Raw genomic sequence first — 20,608 nt, forward strand, 5'->3', positions numbered from 1 at the left:
CATTCTTGGTGGTCTTGGCGATTGGATAGCAATTTCACTTGCATTCGGTTTGACTGTAATGGCATGTATTTACCTATTCGGTAAAATTTCTGGTGCACACTTGAATCCTGCAGTGACAGTTGGATTGCTTGTAAGCAAGAATATTTCATTGATTGACAGTGTTTATTACATTATCGCACAAGTAATTGGAGCTTGTTTAGGAAGTTTGGCATTATTCCTATGTTTGGGAAGTGGTGCTGTAACCATCGGAGCATTAGGTGCTACAGCTCCCGGATTAGGTGTTGGATACTGGCAGGCAATGTTTGCTGAGTTTATTGGAACATTCTTCCTTGTACTTGTGGTTATGGGTGTTGCAGTCGACAAAAAAGCAGAACCTGGTTTTGCAGGTCTTTCAATCGGTATGACTGTAACAGCTGTTATTGTAGTTTTAGGAGCATTCACTGGTGCATCAATCAATCCTGCCCGTACTTTCGGTCCTTATTTGATGGACATGTTACTTGGCGGAGCAAATCTCTGGGCATACTATCCAATTTACTTGATCGGACCTATCCTTGGTGGTATTCTAGCAGCTTTAGTATATAACTTCATTGCTAAAGGAAATGATGCATGCGCACTACCGCAACCGTTCAATGAAGATTAAGAGTATTTTCAAATACTCTTTTTTTACTATTTTTTATAAGTATAATTTTTTGAACTAGTATATTTTTTTGAACTAGTTTAGTGAAGTTTAATTTTTTGAACTAGTATAGTTTTTTATACTTAAATAAATTAATATACTAATATGAATTCAAAGCCATTATTTCTGCACGACGATTTGGATAAATATTTCTATAATAGAAAAGATGATATTAAACGATTAAAATATCAAATTGATTCTTTAAATTACTCTTTGCCCCAACAGATATTATTGACAGGAGATAAGGGTGTTGGAAAAACATATCTCTTAAAGAAACTCCAAAGTGAAATTGAACCAAATATACTTTCTGCTTATCTGGATATTGCTAATGTATATTCTATGAATTACGAAGATTTTACACTTAATAATGTTTTGATTGAATTATTATCTGAAATGAACAAAGCTATTCTAGATAGTGATTACCAAAACACTGTTAAGTCAAAAATAAATCAACTAATTAATAATCTGAAATTAAAAAATTATGATTTCACTGATGCCGCTGAAATATTCAATATTCCCATTCCTAAAACGGAAACCGATTATGGTAAATTAAGCCGATTTGTAATGGAGTTTCCACAAAAGGTAGTTGACAGCATAGATGGGATTAAAGGTTTTGTTATTATTATTGATGAGTTTCAAAAGCTTAGGGAAATTGAAAAAATGGATAAGTTTTTCTGGTTAATACGAAGCTTCAATCAGACACAGCATAATGTTTCATATATTTTCACAGGTTCAATCTCTCGCAGTTCCGAAATCATATCCAAATTGAATGGGGAAAGCGGACCTTTTGGCGGACGTTTGCAACAGATTAGGATTAATCCATTCACAAAAGAAGAAACCCGATCTTATTTCGATGAATGCATGAGTGAAATTGAATTCACAAAAGATGGCTTTGATAGATTTTATGGATGCACGCGAGGTATTCCTCTATATATCAACAGTTTCTACAATGTAATGGATAGCGGTCAGGTATATGATTCTGAAATGGTTAAAAATACGTTTTTCACCAATATGGAACAAATATTGATAATGTGGATTAAAGTCTGGAGCAGCTTAAACAATACTGAGAAAAATATTGTTAAAAATCTTGTTGATGAAGATTCCCTAACATGGAGTGAGTTATTAGAAAAGACTAATGTTTCAAGAGCCACTTTCAACAAATATCTCACTAATTTAAAGGATAAGGGAATTCTGGCTTATGAAAATCAAAAGTATAGTATTGAGGATAAAATGCTTAAAACTTGGCTGAATCATGAAAAAGAGGTTTATGGAATTTATCCCCTTTAAAATAATTTTTCTCCGCCCATTAATTGATTTGCGATATTTCCAAGCTCAGGGGTTATGAATCCTTCAATCAGTGCAGCTATTACAAATAAAACAATGGCTATTATCATCAGAATCAGCATATGCTTCAGCGTATTTCTGTTGTTGTCAAAAGCATCATAGAATGAATAATGGTCGATTTTGTCTTTAATTGTTCTGAAAATAAACAGAAACAGGAGTATTCCGCTTGCACAGCTACAGAACAGTGCAGGAAGCTCAATTATTCCGTGAGGCAGAATCAGAACAAGATATAGTATTAATGTATTGACTGATTTTACAGTGTATCCTGCCATAAATCCGATTACAAATCCGTTTGAAATGATTGATATTACCGCAAATATTGCAAAAAATACTGATGCAAAAATTATCGTTATTGCGGAGTTCAGATTATGGGACATTATGTTGAACGCATCGATTGATGTTGCGTTTTCTTCAATCATTGCTTCTTTAAGAATAGGCATTAAAATCGGCGCTATATCATTGGCCAGAATGGCTCCTATAACAAATCCTATTGCAAATAGAATTATCAATATTAGAAAAATCTTTTTGTTTTCAGAAAACGCCTCTTTAATTTCATTTTTAATATTCATCATTTCTACTTTAGTTTTTAAATTATTAAAAGTTAAGCTTTATATACTTAAATAAACATAATATATTAACATGCGTAATATATTTTTGATATTGCTGGTATTGGCAATATTCCTTTTGGGTATGTCATTCGTATCGGCAAAAGAGGATACACACTTTGAAATAGAAAAGGACTCATCAGGTTACTCAGCAATAATAACACTTAAGGACTCTTCCAACAATCCCGTTCCAAAAGTAAAGTTTTCAATAGAAATCACCAAGCCTAGCGGTGCTGTCAGAAAATTGCCTACAAAAACACTTAACAAGACCGGCCAGAACATTTTCTTTTTGGGCTCAGCAAAGGGAAATTATGTGATAACTGTTAATTTCAAGGGAAATGACAACTACAATCCGGCCACGTTAACTAAGACAATTACCGTAACTGCAGGAAGCGGATCTTCTTCCGCCTACTCATATTATGACAGTCATAGCTACGGTGACAGCCTGAGGATGGACGAGTACATCTATGACAACTACTGGCCTGAAGAAATCTATGATGACCCTCATAATTATGACGGAGAATGGTATTAAAATGAATAAGTTTGACTTAAGTATTGTTTTAAATGCAGCTATAATCATTCTGGAGATACTTGCATTAATAATATGCCTGGAGTCAATGGGATGTATAGATTTAACATACTATACAGTGGACTCCAATATATTTTTGCTGGCATCATCCATATTATATCTCATTTTCAGAAAGGATACTCCAAAAGCAGTTGAGCTGATCAGGTATTCGGCAACGTTGTCAGTCATGATAACGTTTTTAGTGGTTATATTTGTTCTTCTGCCGATGTATGATTTCAATTATCAGTTTTTCCTCTTGGACGGCCCTAATCTCTATGTCCATGTGATATGTCCGATACTTGCTTTAGTGTCATTTGTTTTCTTTGAGAGAAATACTCTGGGAAATACCATCAAAAACAATCTCAGAGCAGTATATTTCACCATTGTTTATGCAGTGATACTGTTAATATTGAATATTTTAAAAATAGTGACAGGTCCATATCCTTTCTTGAAGGTATATGAACAGTCTTTAATAATGTCTGTATTTTGGATAGTCCTGATAATGGGCGGAGCGTTCGTTTTAGCCTGGACATTGCTTGCAGTGAAAGATTTAGACCGGATTCTCTACTAGATTTCTGATGAATGTGATGATTTCATCAGCTGTCTCTTTCTGCTGAAGCGTTGAGTTGATTGAAGCTGCCCCGTCACCGGACTGATTGCCGTAATTGCCGAATTGGGCATGATTTGCCCCTTCAATAACAAATTCTGTGAAATTGCCCTTAATCAATGGTTTTGCCTTGTTGTAGTCATCAAGTTTCAGTACAGTGTCATTTGATCCGTATATTGACAGTGTAGGAATGCTGATTTCATCTGTAGGGTAGGCCGCAAGCAGTACCAATCCGTCAACATTGTGGTCTTCGGCGTATCCTGAAGCGACAACACCTCCAAGTGAATGGCCGGCCATGAAATAATGTGAATAGTTTGCGTCTTTTATTATATCATCGGCGCTGTTTGCACCGAGAAATGCAATGTTAAGTGGCATTTCAACGATATATGCATCAACACCATCATCAGCTATTTCGCTCATCAAAGGCAGATATGAGCTGTATTCAACTTTAGCTCCTGGATAAAATATTAACGCCGAGTCATTTCCAGGCCCGTCAAGCAAAACTCCATTTGACGTTTTTACAACGCTTACGTTTTCACTTCCGTTTAAATACTGCAATGCTGTGCTGTCGGCATGATAATAGTCATTGAAATAGACAAATGATGCCGCAGCAATTATAAGAATTACAGCTATAATGATAATGTATCGTTTTTTCATGCTAATCACTTGATAAGGTTAATTATTAGGTATGCAAGGCTTGTCAGAAGAACAATCAATGCAGGAACATTTACAAAGTAAATCTTAAGCGGAACTTGAAGCACTACCAGCAGTAAGCATATGCAGTTTAAAACCAGAAGATAGAGGTTTCCGAACTTCTCATATGGTCTGTTGCAGATCATAGCCAGTGATATGACTATTGCAAGAATCATTGCCAGATAAATGTTAAATAGGCCGCTTAAATAGAATGCAGCTATTATGATTGCCATTCCAGGAATCGGAAAACCGATAAATCCCTTAACTTCATTTGAAATCACATTATATCTAGTTAATCTTAAAACACCGCAGATTACAATAAATGAAGTCACGATAATTGCAGGAATTTCAAGATAAGGAGTGTTCAGCAAAGCGTAGGAATATAAAAATACGGCCGGAGCAACTCCAAATGAAACTATGTCTGATAATGAGTCAATGTTTTTTCCGAATTCGTATTCGTCAATTCTATTTGTTTTCCGGGCAACCCAACCGTCCACTGAGTCAAAAAGCAGTGAAAATATCATAAGGATGGCTGCTGTGAAAAAATCCTGCCTGATGGACATTATAACTGACAAAACGCCACACAGCAAATTCATCAGTGATACCACATCAGATATTGCGATAAAATCTTGTATTTTAGTATTCATTAATGGTATATTTGGTTTTATTAATTTATATATTTTAAAAAAGAGTTTATTAAAAAGAATGGGTTTAGACCCATTCTATTTTCAGAAAATTTAACCATGAATATCATGGTTGAACATCCAATGATGTTGTAATATGATATGAAATTCATACTATATAAACCCTTTTATTCTATAATTTTTATATTAAAGCAATTTTCCCCTCTTATATTATTTTTACTCACTCACATCAATTTTATATTCATAGATACTATCTAATTTAAATATTTTCAGTGATAAATTATCAAATCTAAATGTTGGAAAAACTTTCAGAAAATTTAATTAGGATATGATAAAATATGGTGATATATTATGGTTGAAGAAATATGTGTTGCAATTGCATATTTGGTGATTGCTATACATTATTTCCACCTAGCTATAGGATAAATAGTCGATAGTTGTGTGATAGGCATAGTTATGAGTTTTGATGAATGATATTAACAAAGTTGATGGACTAGTTTTCTTCAACATTCATGGTCTTATAACACAGCTATTAAAATATTAAAATTAATAATGCTTAAATCACATATTAATATCTATGAAAATTTGTCTATATGGATCCGGAAGCAAGCAAACTCCAAAGGAGTTCACTGATGTTGGATATGAATTAGGTTCTAAAATCGCTCAAAATAACCACTCACTGGTTTTTGGCGGAGGAAACGATGGAATGATGGGTGCCGTTGCAAAGGGCGTTTTTGAAAATGGAGGAAACATCACAGGCATCGCTCCCGAGTGGATCGGTGAGTTTGATGATGATTTTAAAAGCTGCAGCGAGTATATCAAAACGGATTCGATGGATGAGAGAAAAAAGCTGTTTCTGGAAAGGTCAGATGTTTTTATTATCGTTCCCGGAGGAATTGGAACTCTTGATGAATTTTTTGAAGTCCTGACCCTGAAATACCTCAACAGACACTCCAAAAAGATTATACTTTTCAATATAAATCATTTCTATGACAGAATGATTGAAATGCTTGGGGAGATGCACAGCCGGGGTCTGATAAGGCCTGGTGCACTTGATATCTTTGAGGTGGCCCACACTCTTGATGAGGTCATGATGAAACTTTATTAAGGCCAATATATAAAATATTAATTATGGGTTTAGGTTCATTTTTCAAAAGAAACAAGGATAAAAAGGAAGGTACCGAAATTGCATCACACATTGACATTGACAATGATAACTGCAGGGGTGCGGACTGTGAGAAATGCGTAATTGCATGTCCGAACAATGTTCTTTCTAAGGATGGGGACTTGACGGTTGCTAGAAATCCGATTACATGCAAATACTGCAGGGTCTGTGAAGCGATCTGTCCTAATGACTGCATCAAGGTTAACTGATGTTTTCACGTATGGTGTCGATGAAGCTCTGATTGTTGAGCTTGATGATTTTTGTAAAATTTTGTGATTTTCTGATTTTGACTGTGTCACCGGCTGAAACTTCAATCGAGTTTCCGTCATAGAGCACGTATGCTTTTGTGTCACCTCTAAGTTCTGTGATTCTGATTTTTATAACGGATTTGTCTGAGAGCACTATGCTTCTGTTTAGTATTGTATGGGGTGCTATCGGGGTTAATGTGATGATTTCGGCTGTCGGCTCCACAATCGGTCCTCCGCAGGATAGGTTATATGCCGTTGATCCGGTAGGTGTGCTTGCAATTATTCCATCGGCTGTATATGAATTGATGAGCTTGTCATTTATTATTGCGTCAAACCTTATAACTCCGAAAGTGTTTTTTGAAACGGATATTTCATTGAGTGCCTGAGGAATTTTTACTTTTTCACCATTATTTTTGATGATTTCACCTTCAAGCATCATTCTTTTTTCAATATGGTAATTTTCAGCTAATATTTCCTTGATGGTGTTTTCAATTTCATCAGGCCTGATTTCGGTTAGAAAGCCTAATGTTGCGCAGTTGATTCCAATAATTTCTTTTGACTCGGCAATTCTTGCACTTTCAAGAAATGTTCCGTCACCTCCGATTGAGAAAATGATGTCAGCATCTTTGATGTCGCCGGTTATTTCGACGTCATATTTTCTGCAAATTTCTCTTAATTTATCCTGTGTTTTTAAGGCAATCTCTTTGTAGGTGTCCGTGTTGATATAGCATTTCATATCTATCTTTTTGTTTTTTGAGCTTATATATTTGAAATTTAGTCATGCCTAAATATTTATACTAGAAATTATAAAATTACTGTTAAAGTTACATGGGAGATGACTTAATTTTGAAAGCTAGACATCGTGGGGGTCATGGCGGACTTCCTCTGGATTTGATAGGGCATTTCATTGCCCCGTACCTGATAAGGCCGAAAGGCGAAATATCAATCAACAGCCGCAGATGCAATCTGTGCGGAAAATGCCAGATGCTTTGCAGAAGACATGCAATCTACATTAATCGCAAAAGAAGAATCTGGACAATATATCCTAATCGCTGTGATTTATGTTTGAATTGTGTATGTCACTGTCCTAAAAAAGCATTGGACGTTTCAAAATAATCTTCTTCTTTATTTTTGCAACTTATTTTAATTGAATTTGTTAATTTAACACTTCTGTCTATAAGATGTGGTTAACTTATTTTTAAATTGTATTTTGAAAGCTGTTTTTATATGAATTTTTTTAAATATTTCAAGTGAAATAAAATGAATAATCAAAGAAATTTAAGAAAAAGACCTGAAAAAGTTTCAAACGTTGAAAACAATGAAAAAATCTGTCCCGAGTGTGAGTCAAGCAATTTCAGCTATGATGCTTTAACACATGAAGTGACCTGCAAAAGATGCGGCACCGTAATTGAGGAAAACTACATCGCTAACGGTTCCGGTTTAGGAGTTTATGGTCCTGAAGATGCCGGTAAAATTCAGCATGGCGCACCTTCAACGCCGGCCATTCACGATGGAGGCATTTCCACAGATATTGACGGTGCAAACAGAAACATTTCCAGGAAAGATTGGGCCAAATGGTACAGGTTAAGGAAATGGAACAGGAAAATCAGAATTTCCGGAGCAAGACAGCGCAGCCTTGCATTCGCACTGACGGAAATCGACAGGAAATCCTCTCTTTTATCATTGCCGAGATCTGTTCGTGAAAGGGCTTCACTAATCTACAGAAAGGCTCTTGATGAAAAGCTGATAAGGGGAAGAACGATAGACGGTGTGGTCTCAGCGTCAATCTTCATTGCATGCCGTGAACATAACATACCAAGAACGCTGGATGAGATAGCTGAAGTGTCCTCATCAACGAGAAGGGACATCGGAAGAGTTGAAAGGTTCTTAACACGTAAACTGAACATCAAGCTGGCTCCGACATCTCCAAACGACTACATTCCAAGATTTGCCAGTGAACTTGAAATGTCTGGTGAATTTGAATCAAAAGCCATTCAAATCATTAACGAGTCCAGAAAGGAAGGCCTCACAGTCGGAAAGGGGCCGAGCGGTCTTGCCGCAGCAGCATTATATATCGCTTCACTGCTTTTGGGCGATAGGAAAAGTCAGAAAAGAATCGCTGAAGTTGCAGGAGTAACTGAAGTGACTGTAAGAAACAGATACAGGGAAATTTCTGAATGTCTTGATTTGGGTGTTGCCGTATAGCGCACCCCAAATCACTTTAGAAAATAATTTGAATCACTTCCGACATACTCTTAACAGGTGAATAATAATGAGCGACATGTGGGGACTGGCAGCAAGAGGAATCTGTGAATTTGAAGGTAAAATCCTGCTTTTGAAGGTAAGATCAAAATCAAGCCATGATGCTGGAAAATGGGAAATTCCCGGCGGAAAGGTCAAAAGAAATGAGTTTTTCGATGAAGCCCTTAAAAGGGAATTTCTAGAAGAAACCGGCCTTGAAATAAACATAGACTCCCTATACAACGTAATCCAAAATGACTACACTGCATGCAAAAGCAATGAGAAGGTCAAGTCAATACAGCTGATCATGAATGTGTCTTCAAAAACAGATGAAGTAGAAATAAGCAATGAGCATGATGAATACTGCTGGTTTGGTAAAAAAGAGGTCAGGCAGTTGCTTGAAGATGGCCTGCTTTCACGTGCTGCAGCAAACTCATTTAAATTTGATTAGCTAGGTTAAAGCTATTTGGATGATTCTTTGGGGATGAAATATTTTTTAAAGATGAATTTTGTGTAAACTGTGCTTATAGGGTTTTTTAATCAAAAAAATAGGATTATTCTTTCACTACTTTTTTTACAAGTTGAAACAATTTAACTCTCTTAAAGCAATATTATAATCAGAAAGTAATTTTAAGGTCTTTAAATTGTTAAAAAAGTTTAAATAGCTTGAAATATAATATATTAATTGAAAATGTGCCTTATAACCTTACTTCTGGAAATAATATGATTTTAACTACGCTGATTAATTATTATGATTGTAGTATTAATCTATGTTTTCAGTCATCATCAAGGTTTGAGGAGGTGAAATTATGGATTTTAAGCTGAAGTTCGATTTGGCTGTTAAAGGTCTTTCATTTAGACTTTTAATGATATTTGTCCTAATTTTAATTAAGATTATGACATAAGTATCATGATTCATTTTTTTCATCTCCTAAGGGTGTGAATTTTTGATTATATGATATTAATGATGATTGAGATATAATATTCTCCATATTATATCTACTTTATTGATAAGAGGCATATTTTCCCTTCTGAAATGGATTATAATCAATTTTTCACACAAATTCAAATAAATATATATAGGAGTAAGTAAAATATTAATAAATAGAATTATTTTAATAATTCGAAGTGAATTATTATTTCACTAAACAAACTTTGATGATGAATTCAATGTCTCTGGAGATTTTGTGGGATTTTTAATCTCACATTAAGGCATTGATTATTGATAATGCTTTTTTTGTACTGTAATTTTTTTGTAGTTAATTTAAAAGATAATGATTATTTTTAAATATTATATATGTTATATTAGTTATTGTAGTGAAATTATTTCACTAAAAAAACCATAGTGATAAAATTAATCAATGTCCATGGGTTTTGTGGGGTTATTCAATCTCACATTAGACATTGATTTTTTGAAATGCTTTTTTTGATAATTAAAACGGAGCCATTTTATGCGTTATAAAGTAATACTTTATAAAGATTTATATACGATTTATTTCATAATATACTATAAAGTATTCTTTAGAGTTGTTCAATCATGTCTTATCGTGAATCTTTATTATTGGTTTTAATATTTTTCCTATCTCTTGGTGTGGTTTCGGCCGCTGGCGCCGAGGCTTCAATCGGGGGGGGGGGGCAAATACTACTGATTTAACCTCCAATGAGCCTATAGTTGTCAATGACTCTAATTTTAATTCTTATTTTGATGATGATGGATATGTTATAAATCCTAATATTACTGAAAATTCTACTGTTTATATTGGTACTATCTCGAATAGGAATATTGTTTTGGATATTCCTCTGAATTTGGCTGCTTTTAACTCTACATCAATAATGTTCAATTCCACTATTAGGATTACTGATGACGGATCCGGTTCTTCTATTAGAAATCTTGTTTTTAACAATACTGTTGGCAGTAGCTATACTGTTCCTATATGCATTGATGAGGCTTCAGACAATGTCATTTCAAATAATGTGATACTGTTGAGTTTCAATGAAAACAGTTATCCTAATATTGTGGGCATGTATGTCTGCGGTGAGTCTTTAAACAATGAGATTTCATTCAATAGGATTGCTGTCACTTCCACTAATAGCTATTCCAAACATTATGCTTATGGTATTGAACTTTCCAAAATGCTTTTTAATTCGAATTTGTTTTCAAGGTTTTCACCATCCCATAATCGGATTGTAGGAAATGCCATTGAAGTTACAGGCGATTACTATTCCAATGGAATTTATTCTACAAATGCTATCAATACATATATTTGTGATAATGAGATTATATTGAATGCTACTAATCTGGCTTATGGTATAATATCTGAATACTTTGATACTATAGGTGATGATACATCAGCATATAATATTACCATATCCAACAATGTCATCAATGCACACTCAAGTATGGTATATGATATTGAGGTGTTCAGATGCAATGATATACAAATCATGTCAAATACTATAGTGTCCAGTGGTGATGCGGTTTATGGTATTGCAGCATATGAGACATATGGTGTTGTTGTATATGATAATGATATTTTAGTTAATGGTAGTGATGCAGGTAAGGTCAGTGATAACTTTGATGCAATTACTACTGGCCATAATGCTATAGTGCTTATGAAGAACACACATGATATTGCAATAGTTGGCAATAGAATATTGTCCTATTATGACCTTGGTGGTGACTATGCAATCAGGCTTGACAGTAGCTGCAAGGACATAATTATCACAGACAATAGGATGTCATCCAATAATGATACATTGATAGGTGATGATTCAGTCATTGGTGATGCATATAAGTACAACAACACTGCATATTCACCTGACAACATTAATGTGGTTAACTATACTCTTGTTGATATATATGTTGATGCATCTAATGTTAATGGTAACGGGTCTTTTGATAATCCTTTCACCAGCATCAATGATGCTCTGCTTTATCTTAAAAGTCTTATAATTGCTGATGGGAATATTAATTATAAAGGCATAGTTCATGTGGCAAATGGTACATATACAGGTTTTGGCCGTAATTTAGGTTTGTATGTCAGCGGCTTGAACGTTGAGATAATTGGTGATTCTTATAATTCCACATTCATTAAGAGCACTTCCTCAAATACATTTTTTGAAATTTCAGATGATTGTGAAGTTTTGATTAAAAATATCACATTTGTCAATGGTCTTTTGCGTAAAAACTACGCAGGTTTAATTGTCAATAGGGGTTCTTTATCTTTGGAGGACTGTATTTTTGAAAATTCCCGTTTGGTTGCAACTTCAGCCATTGTCTATAATTATGGTGATTTGAGATTATCCGGCAATATCATGCAGCTGTCTTCTCCAAATGGTCACTACATTCATAATAAAGGCAAGATTGACAATCTGATTTTAAACTTTTTAGGAGATTCAATTTCTGAAGAGGACAGAACGCTTGTTGTTAATGTGTCAAATGTTAAATTAATTGCTTATCTGCATGATGATATGGGCAATCCCGTTTCTGGTGGTTCCGTTAAGTTTGCAATTCAGGGAAGGGAATTTGCAGGAAGTTTCAATGTTGATAAAGGTGTGTCATCTTTTGATGCAATACTTTCTTTAAACGGTAATTTCAGGGTAACAGGCCGTTATCTTGACAGTTTAACCAACACTTTTGTGAACATTGGTTATATCAAAAGCTCCGTTATAATGGATGATGCAGTATTTTATGTAAGTAATGATGGTAGTGATGATGAAGGTGACGGTTCATTTGATAGTCCTTTCAAAACTGTTGCTCATGCTTTGTCTTTAGCTGATGTTATTGTTGATCATTTTACCATTAAACTGATGGAAGGTTCTTATGAATTGCCTTTGAAAGATATTAATGTTCCTTATGGTTTGACTGTAAGCGGTGTTAAGGACAAGACTTTCATTACAAGCGATTGTATTATTAATACTCCTTCTGTTGTTGAGTTGAATAATCTGGTTTTCAATAAGGTTATGATTAATAATTCCATTGCAACTTTAACTGTTAATAACTGTTATTTCACAGATGCTGAAATATCTGCAATCTATTCAAGAAATGCTAATTTGACTGTAATTGGATGCACTTTTGTTGATAACGGTTTTGCAGATTATCATAAATCTTATGGAGGAGGCACTGTGGTCCCAGAAAGTATGGAAGAATTTAATCTTGGAGGTGCTATCCATAATATTGGTGGGAAATTGACTGTTATTTCATCAAATTTCAATAATAATGAAGCTGTTTTTGGTGGAGCGATTTATAATAATCAGAGTGATTTATATATTTCAGGTTCAAATTTTACTTCAAATTTAGCACATATTGGTCTTAATGAGGTTATTTCCCGTTCTTTCGGCGGTGCTATTTATCAATTTTTAGGAAGAAGAGTTGTTATTTCAGACTGTATTTTTGATGATAACTATGCTAATGGTTTTGGTGGTGCTTTTTATTCAAGCGGATCACAACCTTGTGCAAACGATTATGGATATAATGTATTATATGGTGATTGGTATCATTCTAATTTACCTTATAGTTTTCAGGAAATTTACTTTATAAACTGTATTTTTAACAAGAATATCGCACCTTTAGGTGGTGGTGGAACATATGTTATGGATAATATATTCACCCAGTATATTGGTTGTAAATTCTTTGATAATGTTGTTTATACTTATGATCCTTCAACTATAGAATCTACCCATATTGGTTCTTATAAAACATCTCCAGATTTGTATTTTTCCGAACAAATGAATTTAGGTGGAGCAATTAACGATAAAAATTTATTGATTATAGATAGTTCTTTTAAATCAAATAGTTTTGATTCTGGTGGTGCATTAATTCTACCTACAACTGACTTTAGAGATTTCCTGATTGACCATCATTATAAGCCTCGCTTTGAAAATTATGGTGACGGCGGTCAAGAAATTTATGTTGCCGATTCATCTCTATTAACTGGAGATGATTCAATATATCTGGGTATTGGTGGATGGAAAGGCAGTTATGATGGACCTTCTATCAGCAAATATATTTCTGAATACTATGAAAACATAAATCCTTATAATCCGTCTGGAAATAATAATGGAAACAATGGAAATGGGGATAATGGTGATTCTGGTTCAGGTAGTGGAAAGGGTACTTCTGGAGGTAATGATGATTCAGGTAATGGAAATGGAAATGGTAATTCCAATTCTTCTTCTGGCAGTTCTGAATCTAATAAAAATGGTTATTTGTCTTTAAATGATATTTACAATATGTTAGGCCAGTACACTAATATTGTGACTAATAATGGTAACTTAATTTCTATTAACGATTTGTTAAATGAGTTAAATCAATATCCAAATGACATTGTTGAAAATACTTCTGATTCTGATAATATTGTAAAAAATGATGAGATTATTTTGGTAAATGGAAGTGATGATGATTTCAGTGAAAATTCAGGCGGCAACATTGCAAATAATGGAGAAATTGTTTCTGTTGGTGAAAGTTCAGATCCGTTAACAGGTATTATTGATGCAGATTCTTCTATTTCACAATCTGATTCAAATGATGATTCTCAGGAATCTTCTAATGTGAATCCGCTTTCAAGCACTCCTTCAGATTCGAAAAATGCTTATGAGATTTCAAAAGATGATGTTTCCAAGGATATTGATGTTGTTGATAATTCTGTGATTTTCACTGTATTTTTTGTTTTACTATTTGTTTTATTGTTGATTGTAGGTTATTATAGAAATAAATCTGATGATGATTGAAGTTTGGTGTTTATCATGTCTTTCAAAAAGTTTTATTTGATTTTATTAGTAATATTATTGTTTGTTTGTATATGCAATGTTCATGCAGAAAATAGTGATGAATTTGTAGATTATCATGTTGGCTTTAATAATAGTGAATTCAGCGATATTAATTCAATTTTACAAATAAATGAATCTAATAAAATAATATATCTTGAAAATGGTAATTATTCAGGTTTAAATAATACAAATTTAATTATATCTGGTAATACTACTTTAATTGGTCATGACATGAATAAAACAGTTTTTGATGCAAAACTTTTAAGTAATATATTTACAATTTCAAATCATTCTAATGTTGTTTTAATTAATTTGACTTTTATTAATGGAAAAGCCAGTTATGGTGGAGCAATTACTAATCATGGAAATTTATCATTAGTTAATTGTTCTTTTATTCAAAATAATGGATACACTACAATCACGGGTTCTTCTACATGTGGTGGTGCTATATATAATGATAATACTCTTGTAATAAATAATTGTTATTTTTTAGAAAATTCTGTAGGTTCTCTTTTTCAGCGTAATGCTTGTGGTGGTGCCATATATAATAATGCTTCATTAATTGTCAATAACAGTTACTTTAAAGGAAATTCAATGAGTTTCTGGGAAATTGATGATGAAAATAATTTGGGTAGAAAAGGCGGAGCTATTGCTTCTTTTTCCAATAATACAAAGATTTATAGTTCTGTTTTTAAAAATCAAACAACAATTTCATATAAAATTACTGAATATGAATATAATAAACATCTTATTAAATCTAGTGAAGGTGGTGCATTATTTATTGGGGGCAATAATAATGAAGTTTTAAACTGTCTATTTGAAAATAATTGTGCAGATATAGGTGGAGCATTTTCTATTTTGGGAAATAATAATACAGTTAAAAATTCCATTTTCTTAAATAACTCAGCATACATTGGTGGTGCATTATCTAGCTTTGATTATTATACAAATAATCGACATTTAATGGATTATTTATACAATAATATTTATTCAAATATTTCTATTGACAATTGTTATTTTAATGGAAATCATCTAATGCACTGTGACTATAATGTACTTTCATTATATGATAATAATTATTTCATGGGTGGTGGTGCAGTATTTCTGAAAATGGATAATATATCTATCACCAATTCAAATTTTTCATCAAATTTCAATAATAATTCAAGATATTCATTTGGTGGCGCAGTTTTTACAATTGGAGCAAATTCTTCAGTTGATAAGTGTATATTTAACGAAAATGTTGCATCAAGTGGTGGTGCATTGTTTACTAGAGGCATTTCTTCATCAATAATTAATTCCATCTTTACAAATAATATTGCTTTAATGGATGAAGCAGGTGCTATTTTTCATACTGCAGGAGATAATTTCCATGTAATCAATTCTTTATTTGTGAACAATTCTGCTAAAAATGATGGTGGTGCTGTTTATTCTGTAACCAGACTAAATTATGATGATATGGAACAATTAACAAATCATTTTTCCCTATATTCTAATGTCTCTTTTGTGAATAATTCTGCTATATATGGTGGAGCTGTTTATGATAATGGGGATTATTCAACATTTTATAATTCTACTTTTGTGAATAATTCTGCTATGTATGGTGGTGCGAGTTATAATCATGGATTAGGCAATTCCTATTTTAATGTAACATTTAATAATAATGTGGCAAAAGGAGCAGATTATTCAAATGGTGGTGCAATTTTTAATTATGGATCTCTTGCCAGTTTTAATTTTTGTGAGTTTGTAGATAATTATGCCGATAATATGGGTGGAGCACTTTATAATTCAGGTCATGATGTTTACACATCTAATTCTACTTTTGTAAATAACTCTGCTTTTAAAGGTGGAGCAGTTTATGTTCGTGGAAATGGCGGTAAAATAGAAAATAATGTTTTAGATTTAAATTTTGCTGTTTATGGTGGAGCAATTTATAATGAAGGTCTGGATTTAATTATATCTTTCAATAATTTCACTTCTGATAATGCTAATGTTACTGGTGGTGCTGTATACAATACAAAAAATAATCTGGTTTTATATTCTAATTTGATGGATGATTGTCATTCTAAACTATCAGGGTTCGGTTATGGCGATTTTATTTACACAACAGCCACAATTTCATATTTAATAGTTTCCTTTGTTAATAACCAAACTTATACAATTTTAAATAATGAAGGTTATCTATTTGCCAATGTCACTGATAACATGGGTAATCCCGTAACAGGGGGTAACGTAACATTCATATTATATGATGAAAACAATGATGAATCAATAATATTGGGCATTTCTAGATTATGGGAAGGAGTGGCTTATGTTGATTGGAATGACACATATGATTATGGAAAATATATAATTATGGGTTCATATGGCTATGCGGGATCACCTGTTTTCACTAAAAACGCTTTTGTTTATTCACTTTTATCCTCTGAAATGTTTTTAACTGTTGATCATGATTTGGATAATATTTATTCAACTGATATTCTTAATTATGAGATAGTTTTAATAGATTCTAAGGATGAATATATTGCCAATGCTGAAATTAAGATTTATCAATCCAGGACTTATGTTGATTCCATATTCACTGATGATGTGGGGAAAGTCAATGTATCATTAACCAACTTATTTGGTACTTATAAATACCTTTTTGTTTATAATGGTGATTTGACTCACAGTTCAGCTTCTGAAACTTTAAATTTCACTGTTAAATATATTTCTCATGAAATTAATTTTAAGGATGTTATTTTTGTTTCATATTATCCAATTGTAATTTCAAATGTTAATTCCATTATTCCTTTTGAGTTTTCAATGGAATATAATAAGACAGTTAATGATAATGGAACTATTCGTCATGAAATAGAACCTTTAGGTGAAGTCTCTTTATCTTATTTTGATTTGTATAGGGATGATGAGCTGCTGAATATAACAGACATTTTTGCTAAAGGCCATTTAATTGACCCTATATTGCAGAGTAAAAAGATTGCAACTTCTGATTCAGGTAATTTTATTTTACCTATTTTAGAAAAGGAGCCAGGTATTCATGTTTATAGGCTGGAATTTAAGAAATCTTTTGTACATAACGTTTATCCTTTTAATCCTTTCCGTTCTAAAAGTTACGGTTATTTCAATGCTTTCAACAGTTCTTTTATTTTCATTGTAAATGATGAAAATGCCACTATTTCTACAAGTTTAGACGTGATTGGTCCAGAAAATATTACTGAAGTCGATTTTGCCAATTATTCAGTTAACTTGTCTGATTTAAATGGTGATTTATTAAAAGACAAATTAGTTAAATTATATGATAATGGTGTCTTTTTAGAGGAATTTATGACCTCAAATTCAACTGTAAATTTCACATTTTCTGATTATTTTGATGTTGGGGAGCATTTAATAGAATTTGTATATGGTGGAGATTCTAGTTATCTGTCCTGCTATGAGGCATTTTTCATTAATGTTTTTGAAAATCCAAATAAAACATCAACGGATTTTATAAATAAAACTCCACTGACTGTAGTTGGTGAAGGCAATAATTTCACAGCAAGTCTTGTAGACATTGATGGAAATCCATTATCTGATTTATTTATAGATGTTGTTATAACAAAAGGTAATGAAAATATATCCAAATTTAATTTTACTACAGGAGAATATGGTAATTTCACTATTCCTTTAGTGTATGGTTCAGGTATTTTTAATATTAATTGTATTTATGGCGGAAATAGGTTTTATAAGAATATTTCAAAGATTTTCAATGTTCATGTTAAAAGAACACCTACTATTTTATTCGGTGTTCCTAATTTGGAGGTTGTTGGTGAGGATTACTATTTAAATTATGTTTTGGTTGATGATAATTATACCATATTGTCAAACCGTAAAATTGTCATTGATGTGTATTCTAGTCAGTTTAATGTTACTTATCATGCTTTTACTAATGATAGTGGTGCAGCCAAGTTAAAAATTACTTTACCTGTTGGTAGGTATCTGGTTTTAGCTAATTTCGAAGGTGAAAAATGGTTCGATGAATCAGGTATTGTTTTAACAAATCTTACGGTTTATGGAGATACTTCTAAATTAATAGTGGATTCCAATATCATCATCAAAAATTCAGGTTATTACACTGTTAAGTTAACTGATAGTAATAATGTTCCATTAACTGGTAAAAATGTTATTATTTCTGTTAATGGAGTTTCTTATACAAGAATGACTGATGATAATGGTTTTGCTCGTTTAAAAATCAATTTAAATTATGGAAAATATAATATTACTAGCTATTTCAGAGGAGATTTGGATTATAAGTATGATTTTGTATTATCTAATCTTTTTGTTGTGGATGATGACTATAAGTTTCCTGTTGTAATTGGAATAAACAAATCAATTACTTTTAGATATTCAAATCAGAAATTTAGCTCTTCCATAACAGATATTTACAATAATCCTTTAATTAATCAAACATTATCATGTATAATTAATGGAAAAACTCTTGTTGGTATTTCTGATGAGAATGGATTTGTATTGTGGGATTTCAATTTGGGTATTGGTTCATATGATGCGAAAATAACTTTTGCAGGCACTAATGATTATCAAAAAAATAGTGTTGACTTCCATATCACTATTGTTTCAGATAATGCAACTTTTACTGTTTTATCAGCACCAATTTATTCTGTTTTCAATGATAAGGTTACAAATTTCAATGTTGAATTAAAAGATAGATTAAATAATCCGATTTCTAATCAAATTGTTAGTATTTCGGTAAATGGTGTCAAATATAATCGTAGCACTGATGAAAATGGTTTAGCTAGTTTAAAAATTAATTTAAACACTGGTTCATATGATGTTTATTGTCGTTTTGATGGATCATATTCATATTTTTCAAGCGAATCCTATTCTAAAATTGTTGTATTAAATCATTTGAATTTAAAATTGACAAAAATTAATGCAAATAGTTCTATGTCCATTATTGGAAAAGGAAGATATACAGTTTTGCTAACAGACCAATACAACTATCCAGTGAGGAATGCTAATGTAACTATTATTGTCAATGGTGTTTCATATATTAGAACAACAAATGAAGATGGTGTTGCAGGTTTGAATATAAATTTAAACCCTGGAAATTATGTAATTCATTCAATATTTAAAGGAAATGATGAGTATAGATATTCTAATATGGTTCAAACATCATTAACTGTCACATCACCGATTAATGCTTCTAATCTAGTAAAATTTTATAAAAATGATTCACAGTTTTATGCGACATTGACCGATTTTGAAAATAATCCTTTAAATAATGTTGATGTTTCAATGAATATTAATGGTGTTTTTTATACAAGAAAAACCAATGATGAAGGTATTGTTAGATTAAATATTAATTTAAATCCTGGAGAATATATTCTAACAGTTTATTATCCAAGTTTTGAGAATATCAAATCTTCTTTCAATATTACTGTGTTATCTACTTTGATTATTGATGATTTATATAAAGTTTACAGAAATCAAAGCCAATATGAAATTAAACTTCTCAACAGTACTGGCGGAGCAGTATCCAATACTAATGTAAGCATTAACATTAATGGAGTCTTTTATCATAGAACAACAGATGAAAACGGTACAGCTATATTGAATATTAATTTAAATAAAGGCCGTTATATTGCAACGGTATGTGATGAGTCTAATGGCCTTTTAAGATCAAGTAATGTTGTTGTCTGGAATTTTAAACCTACATTTAGTGTTCCAGATGAATTTTCAATTACAGCTAACACTAATTTGTTTTCAGTTAATCTGAAAGACGGTGATGACCCATTAGTCGGCGAGCCAGTTAAATTTAATCTTAATGGTGTAAATTACACTCAATATTGTGATAAAAATGGTGATGCTAGGATTAAAATTAATTTAAATCCTGGTCAGTATTTATTAAAATCATCATATGCAAATATGGAGGAATTAACATTATTAAAGGTTAATTGATGTTTATAATACTGTAAAAATGGTATTATTATAAAAAACTAATGATAAAAAGAATTTTTATTTTTTTTGAAGTTTTTTTTACTAAAGTTTATT

15 protein-coding genes are annotated in these 20,608 nt (G+C 32.2%); 11 read left to right on the forward strand and 4 right to left on the reverse strand.

Annotated elements, in window-relative coordinates; genetic code table 11:
- On the forward strand, positions 1–640 hold a 640-nt coding region (locus ACKI2W_RS03590), incomplete at its 5' end, for an MIP/aquaporin family protein (RefSeq protein WP_407379311.1).
- A 141-nt stretch (positions 641–781) separates the two neighbouring features.
- Complete coding sequence (locus tag ACKI2W_RS03595) at positions 782–1,963, forward strand: AAA family ATPase (RefSeq protein ID WP_407379313.1); 1,182 nt, start codon at positions 782–784, stop codon at positions 1,961–1,963.
- On the opposite strand, the gene ACKI2W_RS03600 is transcribed toward ACKI2W_RS03595, so the two are convergent.
- The gene (locus ACKI2W_RS03600; protein WP_407379315.1) at positions 1,960–2,589 is read right to left on the reverse strand and encodes a stage II sporulation protein M; all 630 of its coding nucleotides are present in this window, start codon (positions 2,587–2,589) and stop codon (positions 1,960–1,962) included. The genes ACKI2W_RS03595 and ACKI2W_RS03600 overlap by 4 nt on opposite strands.
- A 70-nt stretch (positions 2,590–2,659) precedes the next feature.
- Here ACKI2W_RS03600 and ACKI2W_RS03605 point away from each other — a divergent pair, with 70 nt between their 5' ends.
- A complete protein-coding gene (locus tag ACKI2W_RS03605) occupies positions 2,660–3,157 on the forward strand; it encodes a hypothetical protein (protein WP_407379317.1) in 498 nt (165 codons plus the stop codon).
- Between the two features lies 1 nt (position 3,158).
- On the forward strand, positions 3,159–3,764 hold the full coding sequence (locus ACKI2W_RS03610) for a hypothetical protein (protein ID WP_407379319.1): 606 nt from the start codon (positions 3,159–3,161) through the stop codon (positions 3,762–3,764).
- Here ACKI2W_RS03610 and ACKI2W_RS03615 read toward each other — a convergent pair.
- Both ACKI2W_RS03615 and ACKI2W_RS03620 read right to left on the reverse strand, forming a co-directional pair.
- Positions 3,744–4,457, reverse strand: a complete 714-nt coding sequence (locus ACKI2W_RS03615) for an alpha/beta hydrolase (RefSeq protein WP_407379321.1) — start codon at positions 4,455–4,457, stop codon at positions 3,744–3,746. The genes ACKI2W_RS03610 and ACKI2W_RS03615 overlap by 21 nt on opposite strands.
- A 5-nt stretch (positions 4,458–4,462) precedes the next feature.
- Entirely contained in the window at positions 4,463–5,140 is a 678-nt protein-coding gene (locus tag ACKI2W_RS03620) for an archaetidylserine synthase (protein WP_407379323.1), read from the reverse strand.
- 574 nt (positions 5,141–5,714) lie between these two features.
- Here ACKI2W_RS03620 and ACKI2W_RS03625 point away from each other — a divergent pair.
- On the forward strand, positions 5,715–6,245 hold the full coding sequence (locus tag ACKI2W_RS03625) for a TIGR00730 family Rossman fold protein (RefSeq protein ID WP_407379325.1): 531 nt from the start codon (positions 5,715–5,717) through the stop codon (positions 6,243–6,245).
- A gap of 23 nt (positions 6,246–6,268) precedes the next feature.
- Positions 6,269–6,511, forward strand: coding sequence for a ferredoxin family protein (locus ACKI2W_RS03630; RefSeq protein WP_407379327.1), 243 nt, complete (start codon positions 6,269–6,271; stop codon positions 6,509–6,511).
- Here ACKI2W_RS03630 and ACKI2W_RS03635 read toward each other — a convergent pair.
- Entirely contained in the window at positions 6,504–7,286 is a 783-nt protein-coding gene (locus ACKI2W_RS03635) for an NAD(+)/NADH kinase (RefSeq protein ID WP_407379329.1), read from the reverse strand. The two genes, ACKI2W_RS03630 and ACKI2W_RS03635, sit on opposite strands and share 8 nt — an antisense overlap.
- 110 nt (positions 7,287–7,396) lie before the next feature.
- Between ACKI2W_RS03635 and ACKI2W_RS03640 the strand changes: the two genes are divergently transcribed.
- The 5 genes from ACKI2W_RS03640 to ACKI2W_RS03660 all read left to right on the forward strand — a co-directional run bounded on the left by ACKI2W_RS03640 (position 7,397) and on the right by ACKI2W_RS03660 (position 20,515).
- Positions 7,397–7,666, forward strand: a complete 270-nt coding sequence (locus ACKI2W_RS03640) for an ATP-binding protein (RefSeq protein ID WP_407379331.1) — start codon at positions 7,397–7,399, stop codon at positions 7,664–7,666.
- Between the two features lie 144 nt (positions 7,667–7,810).
- Positions 7,811–8,755 carry a TFIIB-type zinc ribbon-containing protein gene (locus ACKI2W_RS03645; protein ID WP_407379333.1) on the forward strand — a complete coding sequence of 315 codons (945 nt, stop codon included), beginning with the start codon at positions 7,811–7,813 and terminating at the stop codon, positions 8,753–8,755.
- A gap of 67 nt (positions 8,756–8,822) precedes the next feature.
- Positions 8,823–9,242 (forward strand): NUDIX domain-containing protein, encoded by a 420-nt coding sequence (locus ACKI2W_RS03650; RefSeq protein WP_407379335.1) that lies wholly within the window; start codon positions 8,823–8,825, stop codon positions 9,240–9,242.
- A 1,337-nt stretch (positions 9,243–10,579) separates the two neighbouring features.
- The gene (locus ACKI2W_RS03655; RefSeq protein ID WP_407379337.1) at positions 10,580–14,521 is read left to right on the forward strand and encodes a hypothetical protein; all 3,942 of its coding nucleotides are present in this window, start codon (positions 10,580–10,582) and stop codon (positions 14,519–14,521) included.
- Positions 14,522–14,536: 15 nt separating this feature from the next.
- On the forward strand, positions 14,537–20,515 hold the full coding sequence (locus ACKI2W_RS03660; protein WP_407379339.1) for a hypothetical protein: 5,979 nt from the start codon (positions 14,537–14,539) through the stop codon (positions 20,513–20,515).
- Positions 20,516–20,608: the final 93 nt, after the last annotated feature.

Origin of the sequence: Methanobrevibacter sp. (assembly GCF_045603845.1) — an archaeon.
Classification (GTDB): Archaea; Methanobacteriota; Methanobacteria; order Methanobacteriales; family Methanobacteriaceae; genus Methanocatella.

Bases quoted from the DNA above. Each gene is read 5' to 3' on its own strand.
- ACKI2W_RS03600 (WP_407379315.1), bottom strand. From the start codon at position 2,589: ATGAATATTAAAAATGAAATTAAAGAGGCGTTTTCTGAAAACAAAAAG.
- ACKI2W_RS03620 (WP_407379323.1), bottom strand. From the start codon at position 5,140: ATGAATACTAAAATACAAGATTTTATCGCAATATCTGATGTGGTATCA.
- ACKI2W_RS03615 (WP_407379321.1), bottom strand. From the start codon at position 4,457: ATGAAAAAACGATACATTATCATTATAGCTGTAATTCTTATAATTGCT.
- ACKI2W_RS03625 (WP_407379325.1), top strand. From the start codon at position 5,715: ATGAAAATTTGTCTATATGGATCCGGAAGCAAGCAAACTCCAAAGGAG.
- ACKI2W_RS03595 (WP_407379313.1), top strand. From the start codon at position 782: ATGAATTCAAAGCCATTATTTCTGCACGACGATTTGGATAAATATTTC.
- ACKI2W_RS03635 (WP_407379329.1), bottom strand. From the start codon at position 7,286: ATGAAATGCTATATCAACACGGACACCTACAAAGAGATTGCCTTAAAA.
- ACKI2W_RS03650 (WP_407379335.1), top strand. From the start codon at position 8,823: ATGAGCGACATGTGGGGACTGGCAGCAAGAGGAATCTGTGAATTTGAA.
- ACKI2W_RS03610 (WP_407379319.1), top strand. From the start codon at position 3,159: ATGAATAAGTTTGACTTAAGTATTGTTTTAAATGCAGCTATAATCATT.
- ACKI2W_RS03605 (WP_407379317.1), top strand. From the start codon at position 2,660: ATGCGTAATATATTTTTGATATTGCTGGTATTGGCAATATTCCTTTTG.
- ACKI2W_RS03645 (WP_407379333.1), top strand. From the start codon at position 7,811: ATGAATAATCAAAGAAATTTAAGAAAAAGACCTGAAAAAGTTTCAAAC.
- ACKI2W_RS03630 (WP_407379327.1), top strand. From the start codon at position 6,269: ATGGGTTTAGGTTCATTTTTCAAAAGAAACAAGGATAAAAAGGAAGGT.
- ACKI2W_RS03660 (WP_407379339.1), top strand. From the start codon at position 14,537: ATGTCTTTCAAAAAGTTTTATTTGATTTTATTAGTAATATTATTGTTT.